The 22,358-nt window shown below is 72.6% G+C and carries 23 protein-coding genes; 11 read left to right on the forward strand and 12 right to left on the reverse strand.

Going from position 1 to position 22,358, the window contains the following annotated elements; translation table 11 throughout:
• The first annotated feature begins 20 nt into the window (after positions 1-20).
• The gene (locus tag ACFWPS_RS30075; RefSeq protein ID WP_383710349.1) at positions 21-1,331 is read left to right on the forward strand and encodes an MFS transporter; all 1,311 of its coding nucleotides are present in this window, start codon (positions 21-23) and stop codon (positions 1,329-1,331) included.
• Here the strand turns inward: ACFWPS_RS30075 and ACFWPS_RS30080 are convergent.
• Positions 1,293-2,138 (reverse strand): spermidine synthase, encoded by an 846-nt coding sequence (locus tag ACFWPS_RS30080; RefSeq protein ID WP_383710352.1) that lies wholly within the window; start codon positions 2,136-2,138, stop codon positions 1,293-1,295. The two genes, ACFWPS_RS30075 and ACFWPS_RS30080, sit on opposite strands and share 39 nt — an antisense overlap.
• Positions 2,139-2,372: 234 nt before the next feature.
• Positions 2,373-3,542 carry an elongation factor Tu gene (gene tuf / locus ACFWPS_RS30085; RefSeq protein WP_383710354.1) on the reverse strand — a complete coding sequence of 390 codons (1,170 nt, stop codon included), beginning with the start codon at positions 3,540-3,542 and terminating at the stop codon, positions 2,373-2,375.
• Between the two features lie 334 nt (positions 3,543-3,876).
• On the opposite strand from tuf, the gene ACFWPS_RS30090 reads away from it, so the two are divergent.
• Positions 3,877-4,641 carry a TVP38/TMEM64 family protein gene (locus ACFWPS_RS30090; RefSeq protein WP_383710356.1) on the forward strand — a complete coding sequence of 255 codons (765 nt, stop codon included), beginning with the start codon at positions 3,877-3,879 and terminating at the stop codon, positions 4,639-4,641.
• A 98-nt stretch (positions 4,642-4,739) separates the two neighbouring features.
• Here ACFWPS_RS30090 and ACFWPS_RS30095 read toward each other — a convergent pair whose 3' ends face one another.
• Complete coding sequence (locus ACFWPS_RS30095; RefSeq protein WP_383710358.1) at positions 4,740-5,912, reverse strand: thiolase family protein; 1,173 nt, start codon at positions 5,910-5,912, stop codon at positions 4,740-4,742.
• Between the two features lie 103 nt (positions 5,913-6,015).
• Between ACFWPS_RS30095 and ACFWPS_RS30100 the strand changes: the two genes are divergently transcribed.
• Positions 6,016-6,486 carry a winged helix-turn-helix transcriptional regulator gene (locus tag ACFWPS_RS30100; RefSeq protein ID WP_383710361.1) on the forward strand — a complete coding sequence of 157 codons (471 nt, stop codon included), beginning with the start codon at positions 6,016-6,018 and terminating at the stop codon, positions 6,484-6,486.
• A 69-nt stretch (positions 6,487-6,555) separates the two neighbouring features.
• Here the strand turns inward: ACFWPS_RS30100 and ACFWPS_RS30105 are convergent, their stop codons facing one another.
• Positions 6,556-7,485, reverse strand: coding sequence for a PmoA family protein (locus tag ACFWPS_RS30105; protein ID WP_383710363.1), 930 nt, complete (start codon positions 7,483-7,485; stop codon positions 6,556-6,558).
• Entirely contained in the window at positions 7,482-8,639 is a 1,158-nt protein-coding gene (locus ACFWPS_RS30110; RefSeq protein ID WP_383710365.1) for a Gfo/Idh/MocA family protein, read from the reverse strand. Before ACFWPS_RS30110 ends, ACFWPS_RS30105 begins: the two co-directional genes overlap by 4 nt.
• A 300-nt stretch (positions 8,640-8,939) precedes the next feature.
• Between ACFWPS_RS30110 and ACFWPS_RS30115 the strand changes: the two genes are divergently transcribed.
• The gene (locus ACFWPS_RS30115) at positions 8,940-9,815 is read left to right on the forward strand and encodes an undecaprenyl-diphosphate phosphatase (protein ID WP_383710367.1); all 876 of its coding nucleotides are present in this window, start codon (positions 8,940-8,942) and stop codon (positions 9,813-9,815) included.
• Between the two features lie 86 nt (positions 9,816-9,901).
• Here the strand turns inward: ACFWPS_RS30115 and ACFWPS_RS30120 are convergent, their stop codons facing one another.
• Positions 9,902-10,345: a DUF4440 domain-containing protein gene (locus ACFWPS_RS30120; protein ID WP_383710370.1), complete on the reverse strand. Its 444-nt coding sequence runs from the start codon at positions 10,343-10,345 to the stop codon at positions 9,902-9,904.
• 53 nt (positions 10,346-10,398) lie between these two features.
• A complete protein-coding gene (locus ACFWPS_RS30125) occupies positions 10,399-11,106 on the reverse strand; it encodes an alpha/beta fold hydrolase (RefSeq protein ID WP_383710373.1) in 708 nt (235 codons plus the stop codon).
• Positions 11,107-11,238: 132 nt separating this feature from the next.
• Between ACFWPS_RS30125 and ACFWPS_RS30130 the strand changes: the two genes are divergently transcribed.
• Positions 11,239-12,063 carry a helix-turn-helix domain-containing protein gene (locus tag ACFWPS_RS30130; protein ID WP_383710375.1) on the forward strand — a complete coding sequence of 275 codons (825 nt, stop codon included), beginning with the start codon at positions 11,239-11,241 and terminating at the stop codon, positions 12,061-12,063.
• Between the two features lie 317 nt (positions 12,064-12,380).
• Positions 12,381-12,560 (forward strand): hypothetical protein, encoded by a 180-nt coding sequence (locus tag ACFWPS_RS30135; protein ID WP_383710378.1) that lies wholly within the window; start codon positions 12,381-12,383, stop codon positions 12,558-12,560.
• A 12-nt stretch (positions 12,561-12,572) separates the two neighbouring features.
• On the opposite strand, the gene ACFWPS_RS30140 is transcribed toward ACFWPS_RS30135, so the two are convergent.
• Both ACFWPS_RS30140 and ACFWPS_RS30145 read right to left on the reverse strand, forming a co-directional pair.
• Complete coding sequence (locus tag ACFWPS_RS30140) at positions 12,573-13,313, reverse strand: SDR family oxidoreductase (protein WP_383710381.1); 741 nt, start codon at positions 13,311-13,313, stop codon at positions 12,573-12,575.
• 344 nt (positions 13,314-13,657) lie between these two features.
• The gene (locus ACFWPS_RS30145) at positions 13,658-14,596 is read right to left on the reverse strand and encodes an amidohydrolase family protein (RefSeq protein ID WP_383710384.1); all 939 of its coding nucleotides are present in this window, start codon (positions 14,594-14,596) and stop codon (positions 13,658-13,660) included.
• Between the two features lie 481 nt (positions 14,597-15,077).
• Between ACFWPS_RS30145 and ACFWPS_RS30150 the strand changes: the two genes are divergently transcribed.
• The 3 genes from ACFWPS_RS30150 (at position 15,078) to lnt (ending at position 18,750) form a co-directional block, all read left to right on the forward strand.
• Positions 15,078-16,391 (forward strand): vanadium-dependent haloperoxidase, encoded by a 1,314-nt coding sequence (locus tag ACFWPS_RS30150; RefSeq protein WP_383710387.1) that lies wholly within the window; start codon positions 15,078-15,080, stop codon positions 16,389-16,391.
• A gap of 222 nt (positions 16,392-16,613) precedes the next feature.
• Positions 16,614-17,099, forward strand: a complete 486-nt coding sequence (locus ACFWPS_RS30155) for a nuclear transport factor 2 family protein (RefSeq protein ID WP_383710390.1) — start codon at positions 16,614-16,616, stop codon at positions 17,097-17,099.
• Between the two features lie 76 nt (positions 17,100-17,175).
• The gene (gene lnt, locus ACFWPS_RS30160) at positions 17,176-18,750 is read left to right on the forward strand and encodes an apolipoprotein N-acyltransferase (RefSeq protein ID WP_383710392.1); all 1,575 of its coding nucleotides are present in this window, start codon (positions 17,176-17,178) and stop codon (positions 18,748-18,750) included.
• Here the strand turns inward: lnt and ACFWPS_RS30165 are convergent.
• Positions 18,668-19,579, reverse strand: a complete 912-nt coding sequence (locus ACFWPS_RS30165; RefSeq protein WP_383710394.1) for a Gfo/Idh/MocA family protein — start codon at positions 19,577-19,579, stop codon at positions 18,668-18,670. The genes lnt and ACFWPS_RS30165 overlap by 83 nt on opposite strands.
• 97 nt (positions 19,580-19,676) lie before the next feature.
• On the opposite strand from ACFWPS_RS30165, the gene ACFWPS_RS30170 reads away from it, so the two are divergent.
• On the forward strand, positions 19,677-20,189 hold the full coding sequence (locus tag ACFWPS_RS30170; protein ID WP_383710397.1) for a DinB family protein: 513 nt from the start codon (positions 19,677-19,679) through the stop codon (positions 20,187-20,189).
• Between the two features lie 112 nt (positions 20,190-20,301).
• Entirely contained in the window at positions 20,302-20,775 is a 474-nt protein-coding gene (locus ACFWPS_RS30175; protein ID WP_383710400.1) for a hypothetical protein, read from the forward strand.
• Between the two features lie 116 nt (positions 20,776-20,891).
• Here the strand turns inward: ACFWPS_RS30175 and ACFWPS_RS30180 are convergent, their stop codons facing one another.
• Positions 20,892-21,392 (reverse strand): hypothetical protein, encoded by a 501-nt coding sequence (locus ACFWPS_RS30180; protein WP_383710403.1) that lies wholly within the window; start codon positions 21,390-21,392, stop codon positions 20,892-20,894.
• A 193-nt stretch (positions 21,393-21,585) separates the two neighbouring features.
• A complete protein-coding gene (locus ACFWPS_RS30185) occupies positions 21,586-22,272 on the reverse strand; it encodes a uracil-DNA glycosylase (RefSeq protein ID WP_383710405.1) in 687 nt (228 codons plus the stop codon).
• Positions 22,273-22,358 lie beyond the last annotated feature (86 nt).

Here is a 22,358-nt window from a genome sequence, read left to right on the forward strand (position 1 = left end):
CCGGCGGGGATAGTCGGTCGGTGACCTCCACCCCCGACTCCCCCGGCGCCCCCATCCGCCTGCGCAGACCCGCCTGGGCGGGCCGCAACTACAGCCTGCTGACCGCGGCGGCGATCGTGACGAGCCTGGGCGCCAACGGCTCACTGATCGCCGCCGCGTTCGCGGTGCTGGACGCGGGCGGCGACGGCGGGGACGTCGGTCTGGTGGCCGCCGCGCGCACCTTCCCGCTGGTGCTGTTCCTGCTCGTCGGCGGCGCGGTGGCGGACCGTCTGCCCCGTCATCGCGTGATGGTCGCGGCCAACGCCCTCAACTTCCTCTCCCAGGGCACCTTCGCCGTCCTCGTGCTCACCGGCGAGCCCCGGCTGTGGCAGATGATGCTGCTCACCGCGCTGGGCGGTACCGGCCAGGCGTTCTTCAGCCCGGCGGCGGAGGGCATGCTGATGTCCTCGGTGAGCGGCGAGCAGGCGGGCCGTGCGTTCGCCGTGTTCCGGATGGCGATGCAGAGCGCCGCCCTCGGGGGTGCGGCCCTGGGCGGCGCGCTGGTGGCGGCGGTGGGCCCCGGCTGGGTGCTGGCGGTGGACGCGGCGGCGTTCGCGGTCGCCGGTGCGCTGCGCTCGTTCCTCGACGTCAGCCATGTTCCGCCGCGTGCGCCCGGCGAGGGGATGCTGGCCGATCTCCGTGAGGGCTGGCGGGAGTTCGCGGGCCGTCCCTGGCTGTGGGGGATCGTCGTCCAGTTCTCGATAGCGAACGCGATGGTGGGCGCCGCCGACGCGGTGTACGGCCCGCTGGTCGCCCGCGACAGCCTCGGCGGCCCGGGACCCTGGGGCCTCGCCCTCGCCTGCTTCGGCGCGGGCACGGTGGCCGGTGCCCTCCTGATGACCCGCTGGAAACCCCGCCGGCTCCTGTTCGTCGGCACCCTCTGCATCTTCCCGCTGGCGCTCCCCTCGGCGGCGCTGGCGGTACCCGTCCCCGTGGGAGCCCTCTGCGCGGTGATGTTCCTGGCCGGGACCACGGTCGAGGTCTTCGGCGTCTCCTGGATGACCGCCCTGCACCAGGAGATCCCCGAGGAGAAGCTCTCCCGGGTCTCGGCCTACGACTGGTTCGGCTCCGTCTCCCTGCTGCCCCTGGCGACGGCGCTGGCGGGCCCCGCCGAGCAGGCCTTCGGCCGGGGCCCGGCCCTGTGGGGCTGCGCGGGTGTGGTCGTCGCGGTGACGGCCGCGGTGCTGGTCGTCCCGGACGTACGCAACCTCACCCGCCGCACCGTCCCGGTCACCACGCAGCCGTCGGCCGCCTCACCCGATCCCGAACGCTCCGCCGGGGGGCTCGGGTGACGGTACGGCGTCCGCGTCCCCGACCGGCCGGGCCGCGCCGACGAACTCCCGCAGCGCGGGCCCGTGTTCGACCCGCGCCGGGAAGGCGTCGGCGGCCGTACGACGGGCCAGCGGGCCGGCGTCGATCGGCCGGTGCGAGGCGATGAGCACCGCGTTCCCGAACCGTCGCCCGCGCAGCACGCCCGGCTCGGCGATGAGCGCCAGCTCCTCGAAGACGACGGCGAACGTGGCGAGTTGAGCACGCAGGAAGCCGAAGGGGGCGGAGTCCGCGAGGTTGGCCAGGTAGACCCCGTCAGCCCTCAGCACCCGCTCGGCCTCCCGCGCGTAGCCCAGCGAGGTGAGATGCGCGGGAATCCTGGACCCCCCGAAGACATCGGCGACGATCACGTCGGCGGAGTCCCCGGGCGCCGCTTCCAGCCAGCCCCGCGCGTCGGCTGCGTGCAGGGAGATCCCGGTGCCGTCCGTCAGCGGCAGATGCTCGGTGACCAGCTCAAGGAGCTCCCGGTCGGCGTCCACGACATCCTGCCGGGACCCCGGCCGGGTCGCCGCCACATACCGGGGCAGCGTGCAGGCGCCCCCGCCGAGATGCAGCACGTCCAGGGGCGCACCGGCCTCCGCCACGGCGTCCAGCACATACCCCAGCCGCCGGGCGTACTCGAACTCGAGATGCGTCGGCTCGTCGAGATCCACGTACGACTGCGGCGCCCCGTCGACGGTCAGCAACCAGGCCCGCTCCCGATCGACGTCGGGCATCAGCTTGGCGGTCCCGTGCTCGGTGACCCGGACGACGGGTATGGATTCACTCACGCCACCATTGTCGCGCCCCCAAAGAGACCCACCGCACCCCGAAAGGGGCCCGCCACAGCGCCCGACGACCACTGCGACACCCCGAAAGAGGCCCGCCGCACCACCCGACGACCACTGCGACACCCCGAAAGAGGCCCGCCGCACTGCCCGACGATCACTGTGGCGCCCCGAAAGGGGCGCGGGGAACTGCGCGACCAGCCCCCACCGGCCCGCAGTCCCCCACACACCGCAACCTCACTCCACCGAGGTCACGGTCCCCGCCCCCACCGTCCGGCCGCCCTCACGGATGGCGAACCCGAGGCCCGCCTCCAGCGGCACCTCCCGTCCCAGCTCCACGGTCATCTCCACCGTGTCCCCGGGCCGGGCCACCGCCGTCTCACCGAGGTCGACGTCCCCGACCACATCCGCCGTACGGATGTAGAACTGCGGCCGGTACCCCGTCGAGACCGGAGTCGTACGACCCCCTTCGCGCCCCGACAGGACGTACACCCGCGCCGAGAACCGCCGCGCCGGCACCACACTCCCCGGCGCCGCCACCACCTGCCCCCGCCGCACCGCGTCCCGCGGCACGCCCCGCAGCAGCAGCGCCACGTTGTCCCCGGCCTGCGCCTCGTCCATCGGCTTCCCGAAGGTCTCAAGCCCGGTGACGACGGTCTCGACATCCGCGCCGAGCACCTCCACCCGGTCCCCGACCCGCACGGTCCCCCGCTCCACGGCCCCGGTCACGACAGTGCCCCGCCCGGTGATGGTGAGCACATTCTCCACCGGCAGCAGGAACGGCGCGTCCAGATACCGCTCCGGCATCGGCACGTACGTGTCCACCGCGTCGAGCAGCGCCTCGATCGACGCCGCCCACCGCGGGTCCCCCTCCAGGGCCTTGAGCCCGGAGACCCGTACGACGGGCACGGAGTCGCCCCCGTAGCCGTGCGCGCTGAGCAGCTCCCGCACCTCCAACTCCACGAGCTCGACCAGCTCCTCGTCGGCCGAGTCCGCCTTGTTCAGCGCCACCACCACGTGGTCGACGCCCACCTGCCGGGCGAGCAGCACGTGTTCGGCGGTCTGCGGCATGATCCCGTCGAGCGCGGAGACGACGAGGATCGCCCCGTCCAGCTGCGCTGCCCCGGTGACCATGTTCTTGACGTAGTCGGCATGGCCCGGCATGTCCACGTGGGCGTAGTGCCGGGTGTCGGTCTCGTACTCGACGTGCGCGATGTTGATGGTGATGCCGCGAGCGGCCTCCTCGGGGGCCCGGTCGATGCGGTCGAACGGCACGAACGTACCGGTGCCGCGGTCGGCGAGGACCTTGGTGATGGCGGCGGTCAGGGTGGTCTTGCCGTGGTCGACATGGCCCATCGTGCCGATGTTGAGATGCGGTTTGGTGCGGACGTACGCCGTCTTGGGCATGGCTGTACCTCGAAGCCTGGTCAGCGGTGATGCGTCTCGTCAGGGCGGGACGCGGGGACCCCGGGGAACCGGCCGACCCTCCCCCTGCGGGGTCCGCCGGACTTTCCGGGGAGGGTCAGCTTCGGGCGCCGTCGACAGCGGCCGCGAGAACGGGGACGGCAGCCTTCGGCGCATCCGCGACTGCGGATGCTGCGACGAGGAAGGCGAACCGGAACATGACACAGATCATGTCCGACACGTCGCCCCACGTCGAACGGTTTTCCATGAGGCCGGTTTCACTCAATGGACCGCATCCATACGGCGATCACACATCCGCTTCGGTTACTGTCGCCGAATGCTCGATGCCAACCGCTCTGGCACCGCCACGGCCCCTCCCCGGGTCGCCGCCCAGGAGCTGACCATCGCCGTGCCCGCTCCGGTGACCTTCGGCGCGCGCTGCACGCGCGTGCTGCTGTCGCCGTGGTCCCGGCTGTCCCTGCTCGTCGCCCTGCTGGCGGCCGCCCTGTCCTCGGTGCTGCTCTTCGAACCCCAGAAGCTGTTGACGCAGGGCTGGCCGCCACAGGTGGCGGGCGCCACCGCGGTGGCGATCTTCGCCGTGGCGTACGGGCTGATCACGGTGGCGTTCGTGCCCCGGCCGATCCTGAACCTCGCGGCCGGCGCGCTGTTCGGCTCGGCGACGGGCATGGGCGCGGCCATGGTCGGCACCGTGCTCGGGGCGTGGATCTCCTTCGCGCTCGGCCGGATGCTCGGCCAGGAGGCACTGCGCCCGCTGCTGCGCGGCCGGCTGCTGAAGGCGGCGGACAACCAGTTCAGCAGGCACGGCTTCCGCTCGATGCTGGCGGTACGCCTGTTCCCCGGCGTCCCGTTCTGGGCCGCGAACTACGCCGCCGCCGTCTCCCGCATGCGGTACACCCCGTTCCTGGTCGCAACCGCCCTCGGCTCCATCCCGAACGTGGCCGCCTATGTCGTGGCAGGCGCCCGGGCCTCGACACCGACGTCCCCGGTGTTCCTGATCTCGGTGGCGGCCATCGTCGTACCGGCGGTGGCAGGAGCAGTGGTGGCATGGCGAAAGCGCCACCACCTACGCAGCGCCCCGTAACTACTGCGCCGTCAGGGGCGCAGGGAACTGCGCGCCCAGCCCCCACGGCCCGCAGCCGCCCAACGACACCACGCGGCACCCCATGGGGCGCACAGTCCCTACCGAACCGCCTCCAGAACCATCGCGTTGGCCAACCCACCCGCCTCGCACATGGTCTGCAGGCCGAAGCGAGCGCCACGCTCCCGCATCGCATGCACCAGCGTCGTCGTCAGCCGAGTCCCGCTCGCCCCCAGCGGATGCCCGAGAGCGATCGCCCCGCCGTTCACGTTCACCTTGGCGAGATCCGCCCCGGTCTCCTGTCGCCAGGCCAGCACCACGCTGGAGAACGCCTCGTTCACCTCGAACAGGTCGATGTCCTCGATGCCGAGCCCGGCCCGCCGCAGCACCTTCTCCGTCGCCGGGATCACGCCGGTCAGCATGAGCAACGGGTCGGAGCCGGTCACGGCGAACGAGTGCAGCCGGGCCAGCGGCCGCAACCCGAGCCTCGCCGCAGTCTCACCGGAGGTGATGAGCACCGCGGACGCGCCGTCGTTGATCGGGCTCGCGTTGCCCGCCGTGACGTTCCACTCGATCTGCGGGAACCGCTCGGCGAACCCGGGGTCGTAGTAGGCGGGCTTGAGCCCGGCGAGGATCTCGGCGGTGGTACCGGGCCGTACCGACTCGTCACGGGCGACGCCGTCCAGCGGAGCCACCTGCGCGTCGAACAGCCCCGCCGCCCACGCGGCCGCCGCCTTCTGGTGCGAGGAGACGGCGAAGGCGTCCATCTCCGCGCGGCCGAGCGACCACTTCGCGGCGATGAGCTCGGCGCTGATGCCCTGCGGGACCAGGCCCTCCGGGTAGCGCGCGGCGACCCCGGGGCCGAAGGGATCCTTGCCGGCCGGCACGTTGGACCACATCGGCACCCGGCTCATCGACTCGACGCCGCAGGCGACGACGATGTCGTAGGCGCCGGACATGACCCCCTGCGCGGCGAAGTGCACGGCCTGCTGGGAGGAGCCGCACTGGCGGTCCACCGTGGTCGCCGGGACCGTCTCGGGGAAGCCGGCGGAGAGGACGGCGTACCGGGTGGTGTTCATGGCCTGCTCGCCGACCTGGTCGACGGTGCCGCCGATCACGTCGTCGATGAGGGCGGGGTCGACGCCGGAGCGCTCGACAAGGGTGCGCAGGGTGTGGGCGAGGAGTTCTACGGGGTGGACGTGCGCCAGGGACCCGTTCGGCCTGCCCTTCCCGACGGGGGTGCGTACGGCTTCGACGATGACTGCGTCACGCATCACGGGGACCTCGATTGCCAGTCTCGACTACCGGTGAGTAGGAAATCCGAACCCACCATAACTCTGCGAGTTTGAAAATCCAACCCTCCACTAGAATGACCCCATGGCCGCCTCCAAACACCCCCGCCCGTGCTCGATCGCCGACGCACTGGCACTCGTCGGCGAGAAGTACTCCCTGCTGGTCCTGCGGGAGGTGTATCTGGGCAACGGCCGCTTCGACCAGCTGGTGCGCAACATCGGCGCCCCGCGCGACATCCTGGCCACCCGGCTGCGCCGGCTCGTCGACGCCGGGATCCTCACCAAGCGCGTCTACAGCGAGCGGCCGCAGCGCTTCGACTACCGGGCCACCCAGGCGGGCCTCGAACTGGAGCCGGTCCTGATGACCCTGATGGCCTGGGGCGACCGCCACCTCCACCCGGACGGCGACCGCCCCATGGTGATCGAGCACAGCTGCGGCCGGACCCTCGCCCCGGTCGTCGTCTGCACGGCGTGCGGCGACCCGGTGCGGCACGAGGACCTGACGGCCCACCCGCAGGCACCGGGCTGGACCGTCACCGGACCGGAAGCCGCCTGAGCGTCCCACTCCCCCCGGCGGAGGACGCCGGGCCGCCCGGCAGTCACGCGAACGCGGCCTCCCCGTCGCTCACCAGGGATGCGCCTCCAGGTACTTGGCGATGTCCGCGCGCTCCCAGGCACCGTCGCCGATGACGATCCGGTAGCGGCGCCGGAGGGTGTCACCGGGGGCCAGTTCCAGCTCGTCGTGGAAGGCCCAGGAGGGGGCGATGCCGGCGAACGGGTCGTTGCGCACGAACCAGTGGGCGGGGTGGCTGCCCTGGGCGCCCGAGTGGTCGTTCTCCGGGGCGTGTTCGAAGACGACGGTGGCATGGCCGTCGGCGCCGTCGTGCTCGCCGGACAGGGCGAGCCAGGCGGACCGGGAGCCCATGAGTTCCGGCCCCTCCCCCTCGGGGCCGATGATCCGGCCGTCCCGGAAGGCGCGCGGGCCGCGCCAGAACAGGCCGGTGTAGCCCGCCTGTTCGCGCCCGGCCGTGGTCGGGCTGCCGAACAGCAGCGGTTCGGCACGGCGGTTGGTGATCGCGCTGGTCCAGGTGAGCGCCCAGGAACCGGAGTCGGGGTCCACGTCGTGGACCTCCACCCGCCGCTGCTCTTCCGCCCACAGCGTCCCGTCGTACGGATGCCAGGTCAGCCGCTCCGCGACCACCAGACGGCCGTCGGCCGAGGACAACTCGTCGAAGCCGACGTGCCGCATCGAGCCGACACGCTCCGGGATGGCGAGGTAACCCTGGCCGTGGACATAGGAGTTGCCGCCCCACAGGTTCGCGCCCGACAGGTGCGAGGCGGTCAGGGAGAGACCCTTGTGCCAGCGGTGGTCGTTGGGCCGGTAGTCGGTGACGACGTCCCCGGCGAGGGTACGGATCGGGTGCAGGTAGGGCCTCGGGGCCTCCCAGGCCGCCTCGGGCCGGTAGACGTACGAGAAGAGCTGCACGCCGGTGACCGGCTCGGTCACGGTGATCCGGTCGCCGTGGGTGTGCGTGATCCGCAGCTCGCCGCTCACGCGGACACCTCCTCGCGCACGGACGGCGCCCAGCCCGGGGCACCCCCGTGCAGAGCCGTGTAGTAGGGGTCACCGGGGCCGATCTCGCCCGCGCGGACGGTCGTGTCGGTGAACGCCGCCTTGTACAGCGCGGTGATCAGCTCCAGACTGGTGCGCCCGTCCGCACCGCTGGCGCGCGGCCGCTCCCCCGCCCGCATGGCGGCGACCAGCTCGCGCAGCTGGGCCAGGTGCGAGCTGGGCACGTCCGGGCCGAAGTCCCGCCAGGCCGCCGCCTCGTCGGCGGGGACGCCCGGGGCCGGGGTGATGCGCCAGTTCTCGTTGCCGTGCCCGTACAGATGGGTCAGTTCGACCGTCGCGCGCTCGCAGTCGATGCGGATGCCGCTGACCTCGTCGGGGCTGAGCACGCTGTTCACGACCGTGGCCAGGGCGCCGTTCGCGAACCGGACCAGGGCGGTGGAGACGTCCTCGGTCTCCACGTCGTGCACCAGCCGGCCGGCCATCGCCCGTACCTCGCTCCACGGCCCGAGCAGGTCGAGGAGCAGATCCGTCTGATGGATGCCGTGGCCCATCGCCGGGCCGCCGCCCTCGGTCGCCCAGCGGCCCCGCCAGGGCACCGCGTAGTAAGCGGTGTCCCGGTACCAGGTGGTCTGGCAGTGGGCGACCAGCGGACGGCCCAGCGCCCCCTGGGCGAGCAGCCGCCGTACATGGGTGGACGCGGAGCCGAACCGGTGCTGGAAGACGATGGAGGCGTACGGCCCGCCGTCCGTGCCCTCCTCCGCCTCGACCGCGTCGAAGTCGGCGAGGCTCGGCACCGGCGGCTTCTCGCACCACACCCAGGCGCCGGCCCGCAGCGCGGCCACCGTCTGGTCCCGGTGCAGGGTCGGCGGGGTGCCGATGGTGACCAGGTCGGGGCGCTGTTCGGCGAGCATCCGGTCCAGGTCGGTGTAGGCGTGCGGGATGCCGGCCTCGGCGCAGAAGGCCTGGACCGCGGTGCCATCGATGTCGACGGCGGCGACGACCTCGGTCTCGCCCTCCGCGGCCAGCCGGGCCAGGGCAGGCAGATGGGAGCCGCGCCCGATGGCGCCGGAGCCGACGACGGCGGCTCTGATGCGCCGCCCGGCGAAGGGGGCTGTCGAGCGGGGGGAGCGGGGCATGGACGTGATCAGCACTCCTCGGGCGTGTACCGACGATGGGCGAAGTCCCGCCCGACGCGCGCCGCACACGCACTCCGATGTGCAGGAGCAAGCGCTTTCTCCTGCAGAAACGTAAGCGGCGGCACCTTGACCGGTCAACACCCCGTGGCCGGCCGTCCGTCTGCCGAACCCCCTGTGTCCCCGCTGTCACCCCGGCCCGATACGCTGCCGCTGCACGCGCATGATCACGTGCACCCGTGCGATTCACGTGTGCCCGCGCGACCGTCAGCCCCTTCCTCACCCCTGGGACGCCGTACCTTCATGTCTTGGTTTGAATCGCTGGTCCTCGGCCTCGTCCAGGGGCTGACCGAGTTCCTGCCCGTCTCCTCCAGCGCGCATCTGCGGCTGACCGCGGCCTTCTCCGGCTGGGAGGATCCGGGAGCCGCCTTCACCGCGATCACCCAGATCGGCACGGAGACCGCGGTGCTGATCTACTTCCGCAAGGACATCGGGCGGATCGTCTCGGCCTGGTTCCGGTCGCTGTACACCAAGGCGATGCGGCGGAACCACGACGCGCAGATGGGCTGGCTGGTGATCGTCGGCTCGATCCCGATCGGTGTGCTGGGCATCACGCTCAAGGACCAGATCGAGGGCCCGTTCCGCGATCTCCGGATCACCGCGACCATGCTCATCGTCGTCGGCGTCGTCATCGGCGTCGCCGACCGGCTCGCCGCCCGCGACGAGACGGGGGGCAAGCACCGGGCGCCCAAGCAGCGCAAGACGCTTGAGAACCTCGGGGTCAAGGACGGCCTGATCTACGGCCTCTGCCAGGCCTGCGCCCTGATCCCCGGCGTCTCCCGCTCCGGTGCCACCATCAGCGGCGGCCTGTTCATGGGCTACCGGCGCGAGGCGGCGGCCCGCTACTCCTTCCTGCTCGCCGTCCCGGCGGTGCTGGCCTCCGGCGCCTTCGAGGTCAAGGACTCGGTGGGCGAGGGCGAGGTGGCCTGGGGCCCGACCCTGTTCGCCACGGTGATCGCGTTCGCGTCCGGATACGCGGTGATCGCGTGGTTCATGAAGTGGATCTCCAACAAGAGCTTCATGCCGTTCGTCTGGTACCGCATCGCCCTCGGCGTCGTCATCATCGCCCTGGTCTCGGCGGACGTCCTCAGCCCGCATGCGGCGGAGTCGGCGAGCTAGGCGCTGCCGGGAAGGGCCGCGCCGGGTCGTCGACTGTCTGCAGCGCTGTGGGGGCTGGTCGCGCCCACGCGGCAGTAGCCGCAGATCTAATACAGCCCCGCGCCCCTTCGGGGAGCTGTCGGCCGCGCGGCCGGGGTCCCCTGGTGGTAGTACATGCGCCAGCCCGTCTCCGTGCGGCGCCACAGGGAGCTGCGCCAGGCCCGGCGACCCTGGTTCTCCGCGAAGTACGTCAGGTGCACGATGCCCGGGGCCAGTTCGGTCCCGGACATCCCGGTCACCTCGACCGGTGACTCCGGGGACACCGATCCCCCGCTGGTCACCGTCAGGATCGACGTCGCGTCCCAGCGCCGGCCGGACACCCCGACCTCGGTGAACGCCGGATCGAGCAGTTCCAGGACGAGGTCCGGGCGGGCGCGCACCTCGGGATCGAGAAGCCGCAGCTCCGCGTCGATGGCCGCCTGTACCGCCCGCTGGTCCTCGTCCCCCGCCCGCTGGTCCTCGTCCCCCGCCCGCTGGTTCTCGTCCGTCATACGCCGACCCTATGGAAGCGCCGCTGCCGGGCCCGGCGAATATCCGCTCGGGATCAGCCCAGCTTGAGCAGCAGGTCCGCGAGTCCGGCCGGCATGGTGATCATGCAGTCGTGGCCGGTGGGCAGTTCCCAGACCTGCTGGGTGGCGGGGACCGGTCGGCGCACGACGCCCTCCGGGACGTTCGCCACACAGTGGATGTGGGTCCGGGGGATGGTGCGAACGGCCGGATCGTCCAGGCGCACCGGCTGCTGGAAGCTGCGCACCGACTGGTCGGACAGCATGCTGCGCAGCCACGCCACGTCCGCCGCCTCGGTCACCCCGAACAGCCCGTAGGGCGGCGGCAGTTTCGGCAGCGGCGGGACCCGCCAGCCGCTGTCGGAGGCGAGGGCACGGTCGATCAGGGCCCGGGTCACGGGCTGGATGTCGGCCGCGGTCTCGCCGTGCTCCGGGACCATCGCGTCGAGGTAGACCAAGTGCCCGACACGCTCCGGGACTTCGTTGGCCGCGGACGAGACCACGAGCCCCGCGTAGCTGTGCCCGACGAGGACGACGTCGGTGAGGTCCTCGTCCCTGATCAGCCCGACGACGTCGGCCACATGGGTGTCGAGGCCGACGTCCGGGCCGAGCAGAGGGGCCTTCTCGCCGTGACCGGTCAGGGAGGGTGCGTCCACCCGGTGCCCGGCCGCCGTCAGCAGGGGGACCACCCGCTCCCAGCACTCCCCGCTGTGCCAGGCACCGTGTACCAGCAGATACGTCGACATGATCGGGCTCCTTCGTTGCAGGTCGCTGTCACCGGCCACGTTCGCGGCCCGGCTCGGGCCATGGCAGAGCCCCGGTGATCCTGGGGGTGACAGGACCAGGCACGGGCACGGGGACCGCATTACGGTGGCGGGATGGCCGACGAACCGAACCTGCTGGGCGCCTACGTGCGCGCCCGCCGCGAGCTGGTCACGCCGGAGCAGGTCGGCATTCCCGTGCTGGGGGTACGGCGGGTGCCGGGGCTGCGCCGGGAGGAGGTCGCGATGCTGGCCGGCATCAGCTCCGACTACTACCTGCGCCTGGAGCAGGGCCGCGACCGCAACCCCTCCGTACAGGTCCTGGAGTCCCTCGCCCGCGTCCTGCGGCTCGACGAGGACGCGACGGCGTATCTGCTCCGCCTGGGCGCCGACCGGCCCCGCCGACGCCGGCGCCGGGCCCGGAGGGAGACCGTCCCGGCAGGCGTCACCCAGCTCGTCGCCGCGCTGCCGCTCCCCGCCCTCGTCGAGGGCCGCTACTTCGACGTCCTCGCCGTCAACGCCCTGGCGACGGCGCTGTCACCGCGGTTCTCGGTCGGCGCCAACCGGCTGCGGGACATCTTCCTCGACCCCGCCGAACAGGCCCTTCACCCCGGCTGGGAGGAGGCCGGTGCCGGTATGGTCGCCGGCTTCCGCCGCTCCGTCGGGACGGACACGGACGACCCCCGCGTCATCGACCTCGTCGGCGAACTCTCCGTCGCGAGCCCGCACTTCAGCCGACTCTGGGCCCGGCACGACGTGGCTTCCTGCGACGGCGCGGCCAAGGTCATCGACCACCCCCAGGTCGGCCGCCTGCGGCTGAACCGGGAGCGGCTGAGCGTCAGCGGCACGGCGGGGCAGACGCTCGTCGTCTACCACCCGGACCCGGGCAGCGGCAGCGCCGAGAAGCTGGCGATGCTCGCGTCGGCGACGACCATGGCGTGAGCAGCGGGCCCGGGGCGCGGAAACGGCTCCCGCGACGTGAGCGCGGGGCGGTCGTCCGCGGTGTGGGCGCGGCTGGGCGGCGTATCTCGGCCAACCCCCGACACCCCCCGCTTTCACGGGAGTTGGCGCCATCGCAGCGGCTCCGGCGAGGGGGAAGGCCAGGGCAGGGGCACCCGGCCGGATCCGCGTCGCGACCATCCGCCGGGCAAATACCGAGGCTTGGCGCCCTGCCCGCCGTCTCGCCCGTGACCAACCCCATACGGTCTGCGTAGTGGCCCGGTGGCGCAGGGTCAGTTCTTGCCCCTACGCTGTTCGGTATGTCCCCCGATTCCCGAACCCCTGGTTCCGTGCGGTCTGCTGCCGAGGTCAACGAGCACATCCGGGCGCTGTGGCTGCGTGCGGGCGGAACACTGTCGGCCCAGGAGCGGACGGAGTACGAGCTGCTGGTGGTCGAGTGGGCCGAGGCGGTCCGCGAGCAGATCATCGAGGCGGCCTGACCGGCTGAGGGTTCAGCGGCCCCCGGAGACCCGCAGCACCGTGCCCGTCGTGTAGGAGGCCTCGGGCGACAGCAGCCAGGAGATGGCGGCCGCGATCTCCTCGGGATGTCCCGCACGGCCCAACGGCGTGGTGGCACCGACCCGTTCGGCCCGGCCGGGGTCGCCCATCGCCGCGTGGATCTCCGTCTCGATCACACCGGGCGCCACCGCGTTGACCCGCACGCCGTCCGGGCCGAGTTCCTTGGCGAGGCCCACGGTGAGGGCGTCGACGGCCGCCTTGGTCGCCGCGTAGTGGACGTACTCGCCGGGGCTGCCGAGGGTGGCCGCCGCCGAGGACACGTTCACGATCGCACCGCTGCCGCGCGGTCCCATCAGCCGGGCCGCCCGGCGTGAACACAGCAGTGTGCCCAGCAGGTTGACCTCCACGACCCGGCGCAGGTCCGCGGTCTGCGCGTCGGCCAGCCGACCGAACGGCCCGGTCACGGCGGCGTTGTTCACCAGCCCGGTGACGGCCCCCACTTCCCGCTCCGTCCTGTCGAACAGCCGCTCCACATCGGCCTCCACGGCCGTGTCCACCTGAAGGACGGCACACCGCGCCCCGGCCTTCCGCACCCTCTCCGCGACCGCCTCGGCGGCATCCCCGTCCCGGACGTAACCGATCACCACATCGTGCCCGTCGGCGGCGAGCCGCAGACAGGTCGCGGCGCCGATACCCCGGCTGCCACCGGTGACCACTGTGACGGGACGTGGCATTGCAAACCTCCTGGAACCGGCCGGACAGCGATCTTACGACCGCAGATACGCGAGCATGCCGCCTGCCGCCGGGTACGGCCGCGCCTCGGGCAACAGGCCGGCTGCCAGGCCGCGCGTTGAAGTGCGGGTCCCGCTCGGAATCCCACTGCACCCGCGCGGGCGCGCGCCGCAACTCCCGTTGCCGGGCGACCTGGTTCATCCGGGGGAAGGACGGCTTGATCGCGCCGAGCCGCCTTCACAGGGAAGCGCGGCCAGAATCCCTCAGTCGGCATTGCGTGTTTCAGTCGGCCGCTCGGCGCCCAGCGTCGGGTGTGGCGCCGAGGTGATCAGGCGGGGCTTCGTCGTCAGGAGCGGGCGAGGCGCGGGATCAGGCGTTCCGCGTTGCCGCGATTGACGGCATGCAGCTCTTCCGGGCCCCAGTGCGGACAGTCGTCGAGTCCGGTGTCGAAGCCGGTGCCCCAGTCCTCCGGGAGCATCGGGAAATCGCTGCCGTAGAGGACGTGCCCGGGCAGGGCGAAGGCGAGCAGTGACGGCAGGGAGGCCGGACCGGCGGAGACGGCGGTGTCGAAGTAGAAGCGCCGCAGCTCGCCCAGCAGCCCCGCGGGGGTGGCATCGGGATCGAGCCGGGCGGCGACGGCGAACCGGTCGGCGGCGTACGGGAGGAAGCCGCCTGCGTGCGGGAGGACCAGCCGGAGCCGGGGGTAGCGGCCGGGGACACCGTGCACGGCCAGGTGCAGGGCGGTGCGGGCGGTGTCGTACGGGAAGTCCACCAGAGGACTGGGCAGGCCCGGGACGGGCGCGACAGGTGGCGCGGTGGGGTGGACCAGGACGACGGCGGAGCGGGCGTCCAGCTCGGCCCAGAGGGGTTCGAACGCCGGGTCGCCCAGATAGCGGCCGTAGATGTTGGACAGCACCAGCACGCCGTCGGCGTTCAGGACGTCCAGGGCGTGGGCGGTCTCGGCGAGCGCCCCGTCCATGTCCGGCAGGGGGAGCACGGCGAAGTGGCCGAAGCGGTCGGGCCGGTCCTTCACGATCTCGGCCGTGTACTCGTTCACGCTCCGGGCGCCTGTGCGGGCTTTGGCGGGGTCGTCCGGGGGCGCGACGGGCGCGGGGAACGACAGGATGCCGGTCGCGATCGAACGACGGTCCATCATCGCGAGCGCGCTCGGTTTGTCCCATGCGGGCGCGGGCCAGCCCAGGGCCGCGGCACGCTCGGCCATCGGGCCGCTGCGGTCCGGCGGGATCAGGTGCTGGTGGACATCAATGCGTGCGGGGTCGGTCATGCCGGTCCGAGCCTTCCTCCGGTGGGGGTGAGGGTGCGGTGGGGCAGCCCACATCTGGATCGGTACCCACGCGAGGGACGGCGAGCGGCCGGCCTACGGCCTGGCCCCGGACAGCGGACGGATCGGGCCGCGAGACCGCCCGGGCGGCCCAGCCGTCGGCGCGCCGGCAGGCAGTCGGACCGAGGTGGGCGAGCCAGCATGATCGCTCGCCTGCACGCTGCGAGGCGGCCCTGCTGTTCGCCGGAGCCAGGAGCGGGTGCGGGATCCGCCGGCGGTGATCTCCTCGCAGCGGCTGGTCAGGCGCGCGGGCGCCCCTGACCTGCCCGGTTCGCGGCGAGTTGTCTTGATCACGAAGTGGGGCGTTGCTAAGCCTTTGGCACTCGACTCCAGTGAGGACGACGTGTATCAAGAGCCCCCTTTCCCCGTTCCTCCGCGTTCACGTGTCCGGGGATTCATCTGCGCCGTCGCGGCCCTTGCCCTCGTGACGGTCACCGCCGCGACAAGTCCCCCCGACGCGGACACCCGGACCACGGCGGACCCGGCAGCCGTGGTCCGAGAGTGGAACGCCGTCGCCATCGACACGATCAAGACCAGTCTCGGCCCACGCCCCTCCGGGCAGGCAGCGATCTGGGAGGGTTTCGTCTCCGTCGCCGTGTACAACGCCGTGGTGGGGATCGAAGGCGGCTACGCCCTGTACAAATGGCGCGAGCACGGTCCGGCCAGGGCATCCTCCGCGGCTGCCGCCGCCACTGCGGCCCACGACGTGCTGCTCGCCTGCTTCCCCGCCTTCAAGGAGCGGCTCGACACCGCCTACGCGGACTCGCTCGCCGCTCTTCCGGCCGGTCAGGCCAGGGACAGGGGCGTCGGCTACGGAAAGCGCGCCGCCGCCCGCATCATCGAACTCCGCGAAGGCGACGGAAGGTTCGCGGACGTTCCTTTCACCGCTTCCCCGGCACCGGGGGTCTGGCGGCCCACCCCGCCCGCGTTCCAGCCCTTCATCGACACCTGGCTCGCGAGGCTCCGCCCCCTCCTGCTCGCCTCCCCGCAGCAGTTCCGCCCCGGCGGACCACCCGCCCTCTCCTCGGCCGCCTACGCCGCGGATGTCCAGGAGTCGAAGGCCATGGGCGCGAAGACCGGCTCGGGCAGGAGCGCGCAGCAGACCGAGACCGCCCTCTTCTTCAGCGGCAACCTGGTCGAACAGGTCCAGGCGGCCGTACGGGACCACGCCGCCCGGCACCGGCTCGGCATCGCCGAGACGGCCCGGCTGTTCGCCGCGGTCAACGCGTCGGCGACCGACGCCGTCGTCACGGCATGGGACGCCAAGCTGCACTACGGCACCTGGCGGCCGATCACCGCCATCCGCCTCGCCGACACCGACGGCAACCCCGCGACGACGGCGGACCCGGCCTGGGAGCCGCTGCTCCTCACCCCACCGCACCCGGACTACGTCGCCGGCCATACGACCGTCGCGGCTGCCGTGGCACGCGCGCTGACCGGCGTCCTCGGCACCTCGCGCATCGACCTCCGCGTCCCCTCCGAGGTCACCGGCACCACGCGGTTCTACGGGTCCGCCGACGACCTCGACCGGGACGTCGTCGACGCCCGGGTGTGGGGCGGCGTCCACTCCCGCACGGCGGACGTGGCCGGCTGCCGGGCCGGCACCCACGTGGCCGCCTGGGCGCTGGACCACTACTTCCAGCCGGTCGCCAGGAACGGCACCCGGCCGTCCCCGCGGACACGACCCGATCGGCAGGACAGACTCGCCGAGCCGAAGTGCGGCGACGACACGGCCTGAACCACGGAGCCGAAGAGAACCGGGCGTCGAGCCGGGCTTCCGATCCTGCCTTGAGCACCGGATCAGCGGGGAGGCCTTGTGGCGAGCACGGATACGGAAGGTGGATTCCTGTTCGACTGACCGGCGTTCATGTGCTCAGGGGCGGGGGTGCCTCGGTTCGAACACCACCGAATATCGCCCGTGCCCCTTGGCTCTGCCCGCCCCGTGCCCAACACTGAGCCGATGACGCAGCGTGTGGAGCTCGCGACCGTGATGGACCGGCTGGCCGTGGACGAGATGGTCACCGAGTACGCGGCGGCCGTCGACGACGGTGACTGGACGGCGTACCGGAGGCTGTTCGCGGCGGACGGGCGGGCCGACTACCGCTCCGCCGGCGGGATCGAGGGCGATGCCGGGCAGGTGGCCGGATGGCTGGCGGAGAACCTGACCCTCTTCTCGATGCGACAGCATCTGATCGTCAACCGCCGGGTACGGTTCGGGATCCTGGACCAGGACACCGGCGACACCGCCCATCTGCGGGCCGACTACGTCAACCCCATGCGTTTCGCAGGCGGCGACGCCACCTCCACCGCCCCGGACTTCGTGTGCGGCGGCCGCTACTCCTTCGCGTTCGTGCGCACCGGGGACGGCTGGCGGCTGCGCCAGGTGGTCGTCGAGGAGAGGTGGCGCCGACTGCCCGACCCGCGCGTGCTCGCCGTCCCCGACTGAGCCCGCTCCCATGCCCCCTGTCGGAGATCCCACCGGGTCCCGCACACTGGAAGGACCCGGGGGCAGGAGGCGATGGATGAGGACCGTCGAGCGCTGGCTCACCTCCCCGTGGCGGCGTTCCTGCGTCGGGGCACTGACGGGCGCCCTGCCGGTGCTGGCCTTCCCGGCGCCGTCGCTGTGGTGGTTCGCCTATGTCGCGCTGGTCCCCTGGCTGCTGCTGGCCCGCTCGGCGCCGACCGGGCGGCGGGCGGCGTACGACGGCTGGTGCGGCGGGTTCGGGTTCATGGTCGCCGTGCACCACTGGCTGCTGCCGAGCCTGAGCGTCTTCATCTTCCTGATCGCCGGACTGCTGAGCGTGCTCTGGGCACCCTGGGGCTGGGTGACGCGCCGGCTGCTGGGCGGGGTGCCGTCGCCGGGGCGGGCCGCGGTCGCGGTGCTGGTGCTGCCGTCGGGCTGGCTGATGGTGGAGCTGGCGCGGTCCTGGCAGGGGCTCGGCGGGCCGTGGGGCATGCTCGGCGCGACCCAGTGGCAGGTGACGCCGGCGCTGCGGCTGGCCTCGGTCGGCGGGGTGTGGCTGCTGAGCTTCCTGGTGGTGGCCGTCAATGTCGCGGTCACCGTGCTCATATCCGTGCGGGAGGCACGCGTGCCCGCGGTGGCCTCGCTGGTGGCCACGGCCGCCGCGACCTCCGCGGCCTGGGTGTGGTCGCCGCGCCCGGACGTCGACGGTCACGTCCGCATCGCCGTCGTACAGCCCGGTGTCGTCGACGGCACCGACAGCGGCGACCGGCGGTTCGACAGGGAGGAGCAGCTGACCCGGCAGCTGGCCGGGCGGCATCCGGACCTGATCGTCTGGGGGGAGAGCAGTGTCGGGTACGACCTCGGGGACCGGCCCGATCTGGCGCGGCGGATCGCGGCCCTCTCGCGGGAGACCGGCGCGGACATCCTGGTCAACGTCGACGCCCGGCGCTCCGACCGGCCCGGCATCTACAAGAGCTCCCTCCTGGTGGGTGCCGACGGCCCGACCGGGGAGCGGTACGACAAGATGCGCCTGGTCCCGTTCGGCGAGTACATACCGGCGCGCTCCCTGCTCGGCTGGGCCACCTCGGTCGGCAAGGCGGCCGGCGAGGACCGGCGGCGCGGCACCGAGCAGGTGGTGATGAACGTCGGCCACGGGCTGCGGGTCGGCCCCATGATCTGCTTCGAGACGGCGTTCCCCGACATGAGCCGGCATCTCGCCCAGGACGGTGCGCAGGTGCTGATCGGCCAGTCGTCGACGTCCACCTTCCAGGGCAGCTGGGCCCCCGAGCAGCATGCCTCGCTGGCCGCGCTCCGGGCCGCCGAGACCGGCCGCACGATGGTGCACGCCACGCTGACCGGGGTGTCCGCCGTCTACGGCCCGTCCGGCGAGCGCATCGGCCCCTGGCTCGGCACCGACGCGAGCACCGCCCGGGTCTACGAGGTGCCGATCGCCCGCGGTGTCACCCCGTTCGTGCGGTACGGCGACTGGCCGGTGGACGGCGCGCTGCTGGTGCTGGCCGCCTACTGCCTGGCCGAGGGGCTGCGGACGGTCAGGCTGCGCCGGGGTGCCGCCGAACCTCTCGTACCACCTGCTCGCAGAGTTCATGAGTCGCCAGTGCGTCCCGGGCGCTGAGCACCTTCCCGGCGCGGACGGCGTCGAGGAAGGCGAGTACGGCCTGCTCGATGCCGCGTTGCCGGGCGACCGGCACCCAGTCGCCGCGCCGCCGGACCGTCGGCTGCCCCTTGTGGTCGATCACCTCGGCGAGGTTGAGGACCTGGCGCTTGGTGTCCTGCCCGGAGACCTCCAGGATCTCCTCGGCCGAGCCGCTGAGCCTGTTCATCACGCCGAGCGCGGTGAAGCCGTCCCCGGCGAGCTGGAGGACCACGTGGTGCAGCAGGCCGTCGGCGACCCGGGCGCGGACGGTCACGTCCTCGACGGGGCCGGGGGCGAGGAAGCGCAGGGTGTCGACGACGTGGATGAAGTCGTCGAGGATCATCGTGCGGGGTTCCTCGGGCAGCCCGATCCGGTTCTTCTGCATCAGGATCAGCTCGCGCGGGTGGTCGGCGCACTGCACGTAGCCGGGGGCGTGGCGCCGGTTGAAGCCGACGGACAGCGACACGTTCCGCGCCTCGGCCAGGGTCACCAGGCGCGCGGAGTCTTCCAGTCGGTAGGCGAGGGGCTTGTCGACGTACGTCGGTACGCCCGCCTCCAGCAGCCGGGTGACGATCTCGGGGTGGGCGACGGTGGCCGCGTGCACGAAGGCGGCGTCGAGGTCCTGGGCGAGGAGGTCGTCGAGGGTCGCGTGCCGGTGGCCGGCGGGCAGGCGGAGGCTGTCGGCGACCCGGGCGAGGGTGGCGGGGGTGCGGGTCTGCAGATGGAGTTCGAGCCCCGGCTGCATGGCCAGCACCGGCAGGTAGGCCTTCTGCGCGATGTCGCCGAGTCCGATGCAGCCGACCTTCACTGGCGCTCCCCTAGCGGTTGCCTACGCGTGCCTGTGCGGAAGCATACGGGCCGATAATCCGTGGTGGGATCGGCCGGGGTGGGCCAGGATGCCGGGCATGACCACCGAACGCCGTATGCCCGCCGTCGACGCCGACGAACGCTCCATGCTGGAGGGCTGGTTGGAGTTCCACCGGCAGACCCTCGCGGTGAAGTGCGAGGGCCTGACCGACGCGCAGCTCAGGACCGCCTCCGTGGCGCCGTCCCCGTTGTCCCTGATGGGACTGGTGCGGCACATGGCCGACGTGGAGCGGTCCTGGTACCGCAGGGTCCTCGCCGCGGAGGAGGCGCCGCCGCTGTACTTCAGCGACGAGGACCCGGACGGCGAGTTCCACCTCACCGAGGCGGACACCTGGCAGGAGGCGTACACGACCTGGCAGGCCGAGATCGAGGCCGCCCGGCAGGCCGCGGCCGGCTTCGGTCTCGACGACCTCTCCAAGGGCCGCCACCGCCGCACCGGGCAGCAGATCAACCTGCGCTGGATCCACACCCACATGATCGAGGAGTACGCCCGGCACAACGGCCACGCCGACCTGATCCGGGAGCGGATCGACGGCGCGACCGGCGACTGACGTCAGCCTCGCACCCACCCGCCCCTCGTACGGGGCGCGAGATCACCCGTGCGGGGCACCAAACTCCCGTCGGCGGTGTCAACGCCCGCGCCGACCCAGCAGAGTTGCGCGGGTGCATCGAACGACGACCACCGCAGCGCTCCTGGTCACCGTGACCGTCTCGGCCCTCTCCGGCTGTGTGACGGTCCAGCGCCCGGCAACGCCCGGCCCGCCTCCGGGTGCGGCGCCCTCACTGCCGTCGGTGCCCCGCCCGGACGGCAGCGCCGAGCCGAGAGTGGTGCAGGCGCCGGCCAAGGAGGCCCTGGAGATGGTCGGCCCGTCCCGTCCGGCCCACCCGGCCGCACCGACCGCCTCCCAAGCCCCCGCGCCCCCTCCCCCGGCCCACCACCGCGCCCCGGCGGCCCCGCGCGCCGCCACCCCGCACCCCCGCACCGCTCACCGGTCGCACCGCCCGGAGGCCGACGTCCCCGGCCTCTCCCGCTCCGTCCCGAAGGCCCCGGACGTGTGCGCACTCGGCAAGCAGTACGGCGGCTGGGCCGCGGACAGCCCGCAGGCCCGGATCTGCGAGCAGACGTACGGGCGGTGAGACGCCGGCCGGGCGCGCTCCGGGTGCCTGGGCCGGCCCGGGCACCCGGAGCGGAATGACGGCGCGTGGGGCCGCCGGGGGCGGGGACCCACCGGTGGCCCGGGTCGGCCCAGGCCCTACTTCGGCCGCTGTCGCGGCGGGCCCCAGGATTCGCCGCCCGGGCCTTCGTCGTCGCCGAGTCGCAGCTCCAGGCGGGTGATCGCGGCCCGGACCCCGTGGCCGTACCCGTCGTCGCCGAGTGCGGCGGCCGCGCCGCGAGCCCGGTGCAGATGGCTGCGGGCGGCCTCGGTGCGGCCGAGCTTCACGTAGTCGGCGGCGAGGTTCAGATGCAGGGAGGGATAGAAGCCGCGCAGCCCCACGGCTCCCTCCGCCTCGTCCGCCGCCGACAACGCCCTCAGATCCCAGGCGAGTTCGTCGGACGGGTCGTCCTGGGTGTCGGCCAGGTAGTGGGCCAGGGTGCAGCGGTGCAGCGGCCGGCCGTGCTCGCCGATCTCCGTCCACAGGTCGAGCAGGCGCCGGCGGGCCTCCTCACGGTCCCCGGCGTGGTGCAGCATCACGACCTGCCCGATCCGCGTGAGCACGGCATCGGGCGCCGTACGCTCCTGTCGCTCCGCCACGGGGCCCTCCGGGCTGTAGGCCGGTTGTGTGTTACCGACGTTAAGTGGAGCCGCCTGCTTTTGTGGTCAGGCGACGCCGTTTCGCTGCGGGCCGGTGGGCGACTGCAGGCCGTGGGGGCTGATCGCGCCCACGCGGCGGAGCCGCACATCGACAGAGCCCCGCGCCCCTAGGGGGTTGCGCCCCCGCCGGTTCTCAGCCCAGGTCGGGAATGCACCAGTCGATCGGCTCGTGGCCCTGGGCCGCGACCGCCTCGTTGATCTTGGTGAACGGGCGGGTGCCGAAGAACTTCGCGGCGGAGAGCGGGGACGGGTGCGCGCTCTGGATCACCACGTGGCGGGTCCCGTCGATCAGCCGGGCCTTCTTCTGCGCGTAGCCGCCCCAGAGGACGAAGACCGCCGGGTCGGACCGCTCGGCGACGGCACGGATCACCGCGTCCGTGAACTTCTCCCAGCCCTTGTTCTTGTGCGAGTTGGCCTCACCGGCGCGGACCGTGAGGACCGCGTTGAGCAGCAGCACGCCCTGCCGGGCCCACGGCATCAGATAGCCGTTGTCCGGCGCCTTCTCCCAGCCCAGCTCCTCGCGCATCTCCTTGTAGATGTTCCGCAGGGACGGCGGGATCTTCACCCCGGGGCGGACGGAGAAGCACAGGCCGTGGCCCTGGCCCTCGCCGTGGTACGGGTCCTGGCCGAGGACGAACACCTTGACCTGGTCGTACGGCGTCGCCTCCAGCGCGGCGAAGACCTCCTCGCGCGGCGGGTAGACGGGGCCCTTCGCCCGCTCCTCCTCGACGAACTCGGTCAGCTCCTTGAAGTAGGGCTGCTGGAGCTCGTCACCCAGAACCCCGCGCCAGGACTCGGGCAGCATGGCGATGTCGGTCACGTCAACGTCCTCACGAATTGCGGTCACTTGCAGATCCTGCTGATATCGAAAAACCTACAGGCGACCACTGACAACCGGTGCCGGAC

This window comes from Streptomyces sp. NPDC058457 (assembly GCF_042720695.1).
Lineage (GTDB): Bacteria > Actinomycetota > Actinomycetes > Streptomycetales > Streptomycetaceae > Streptomyces.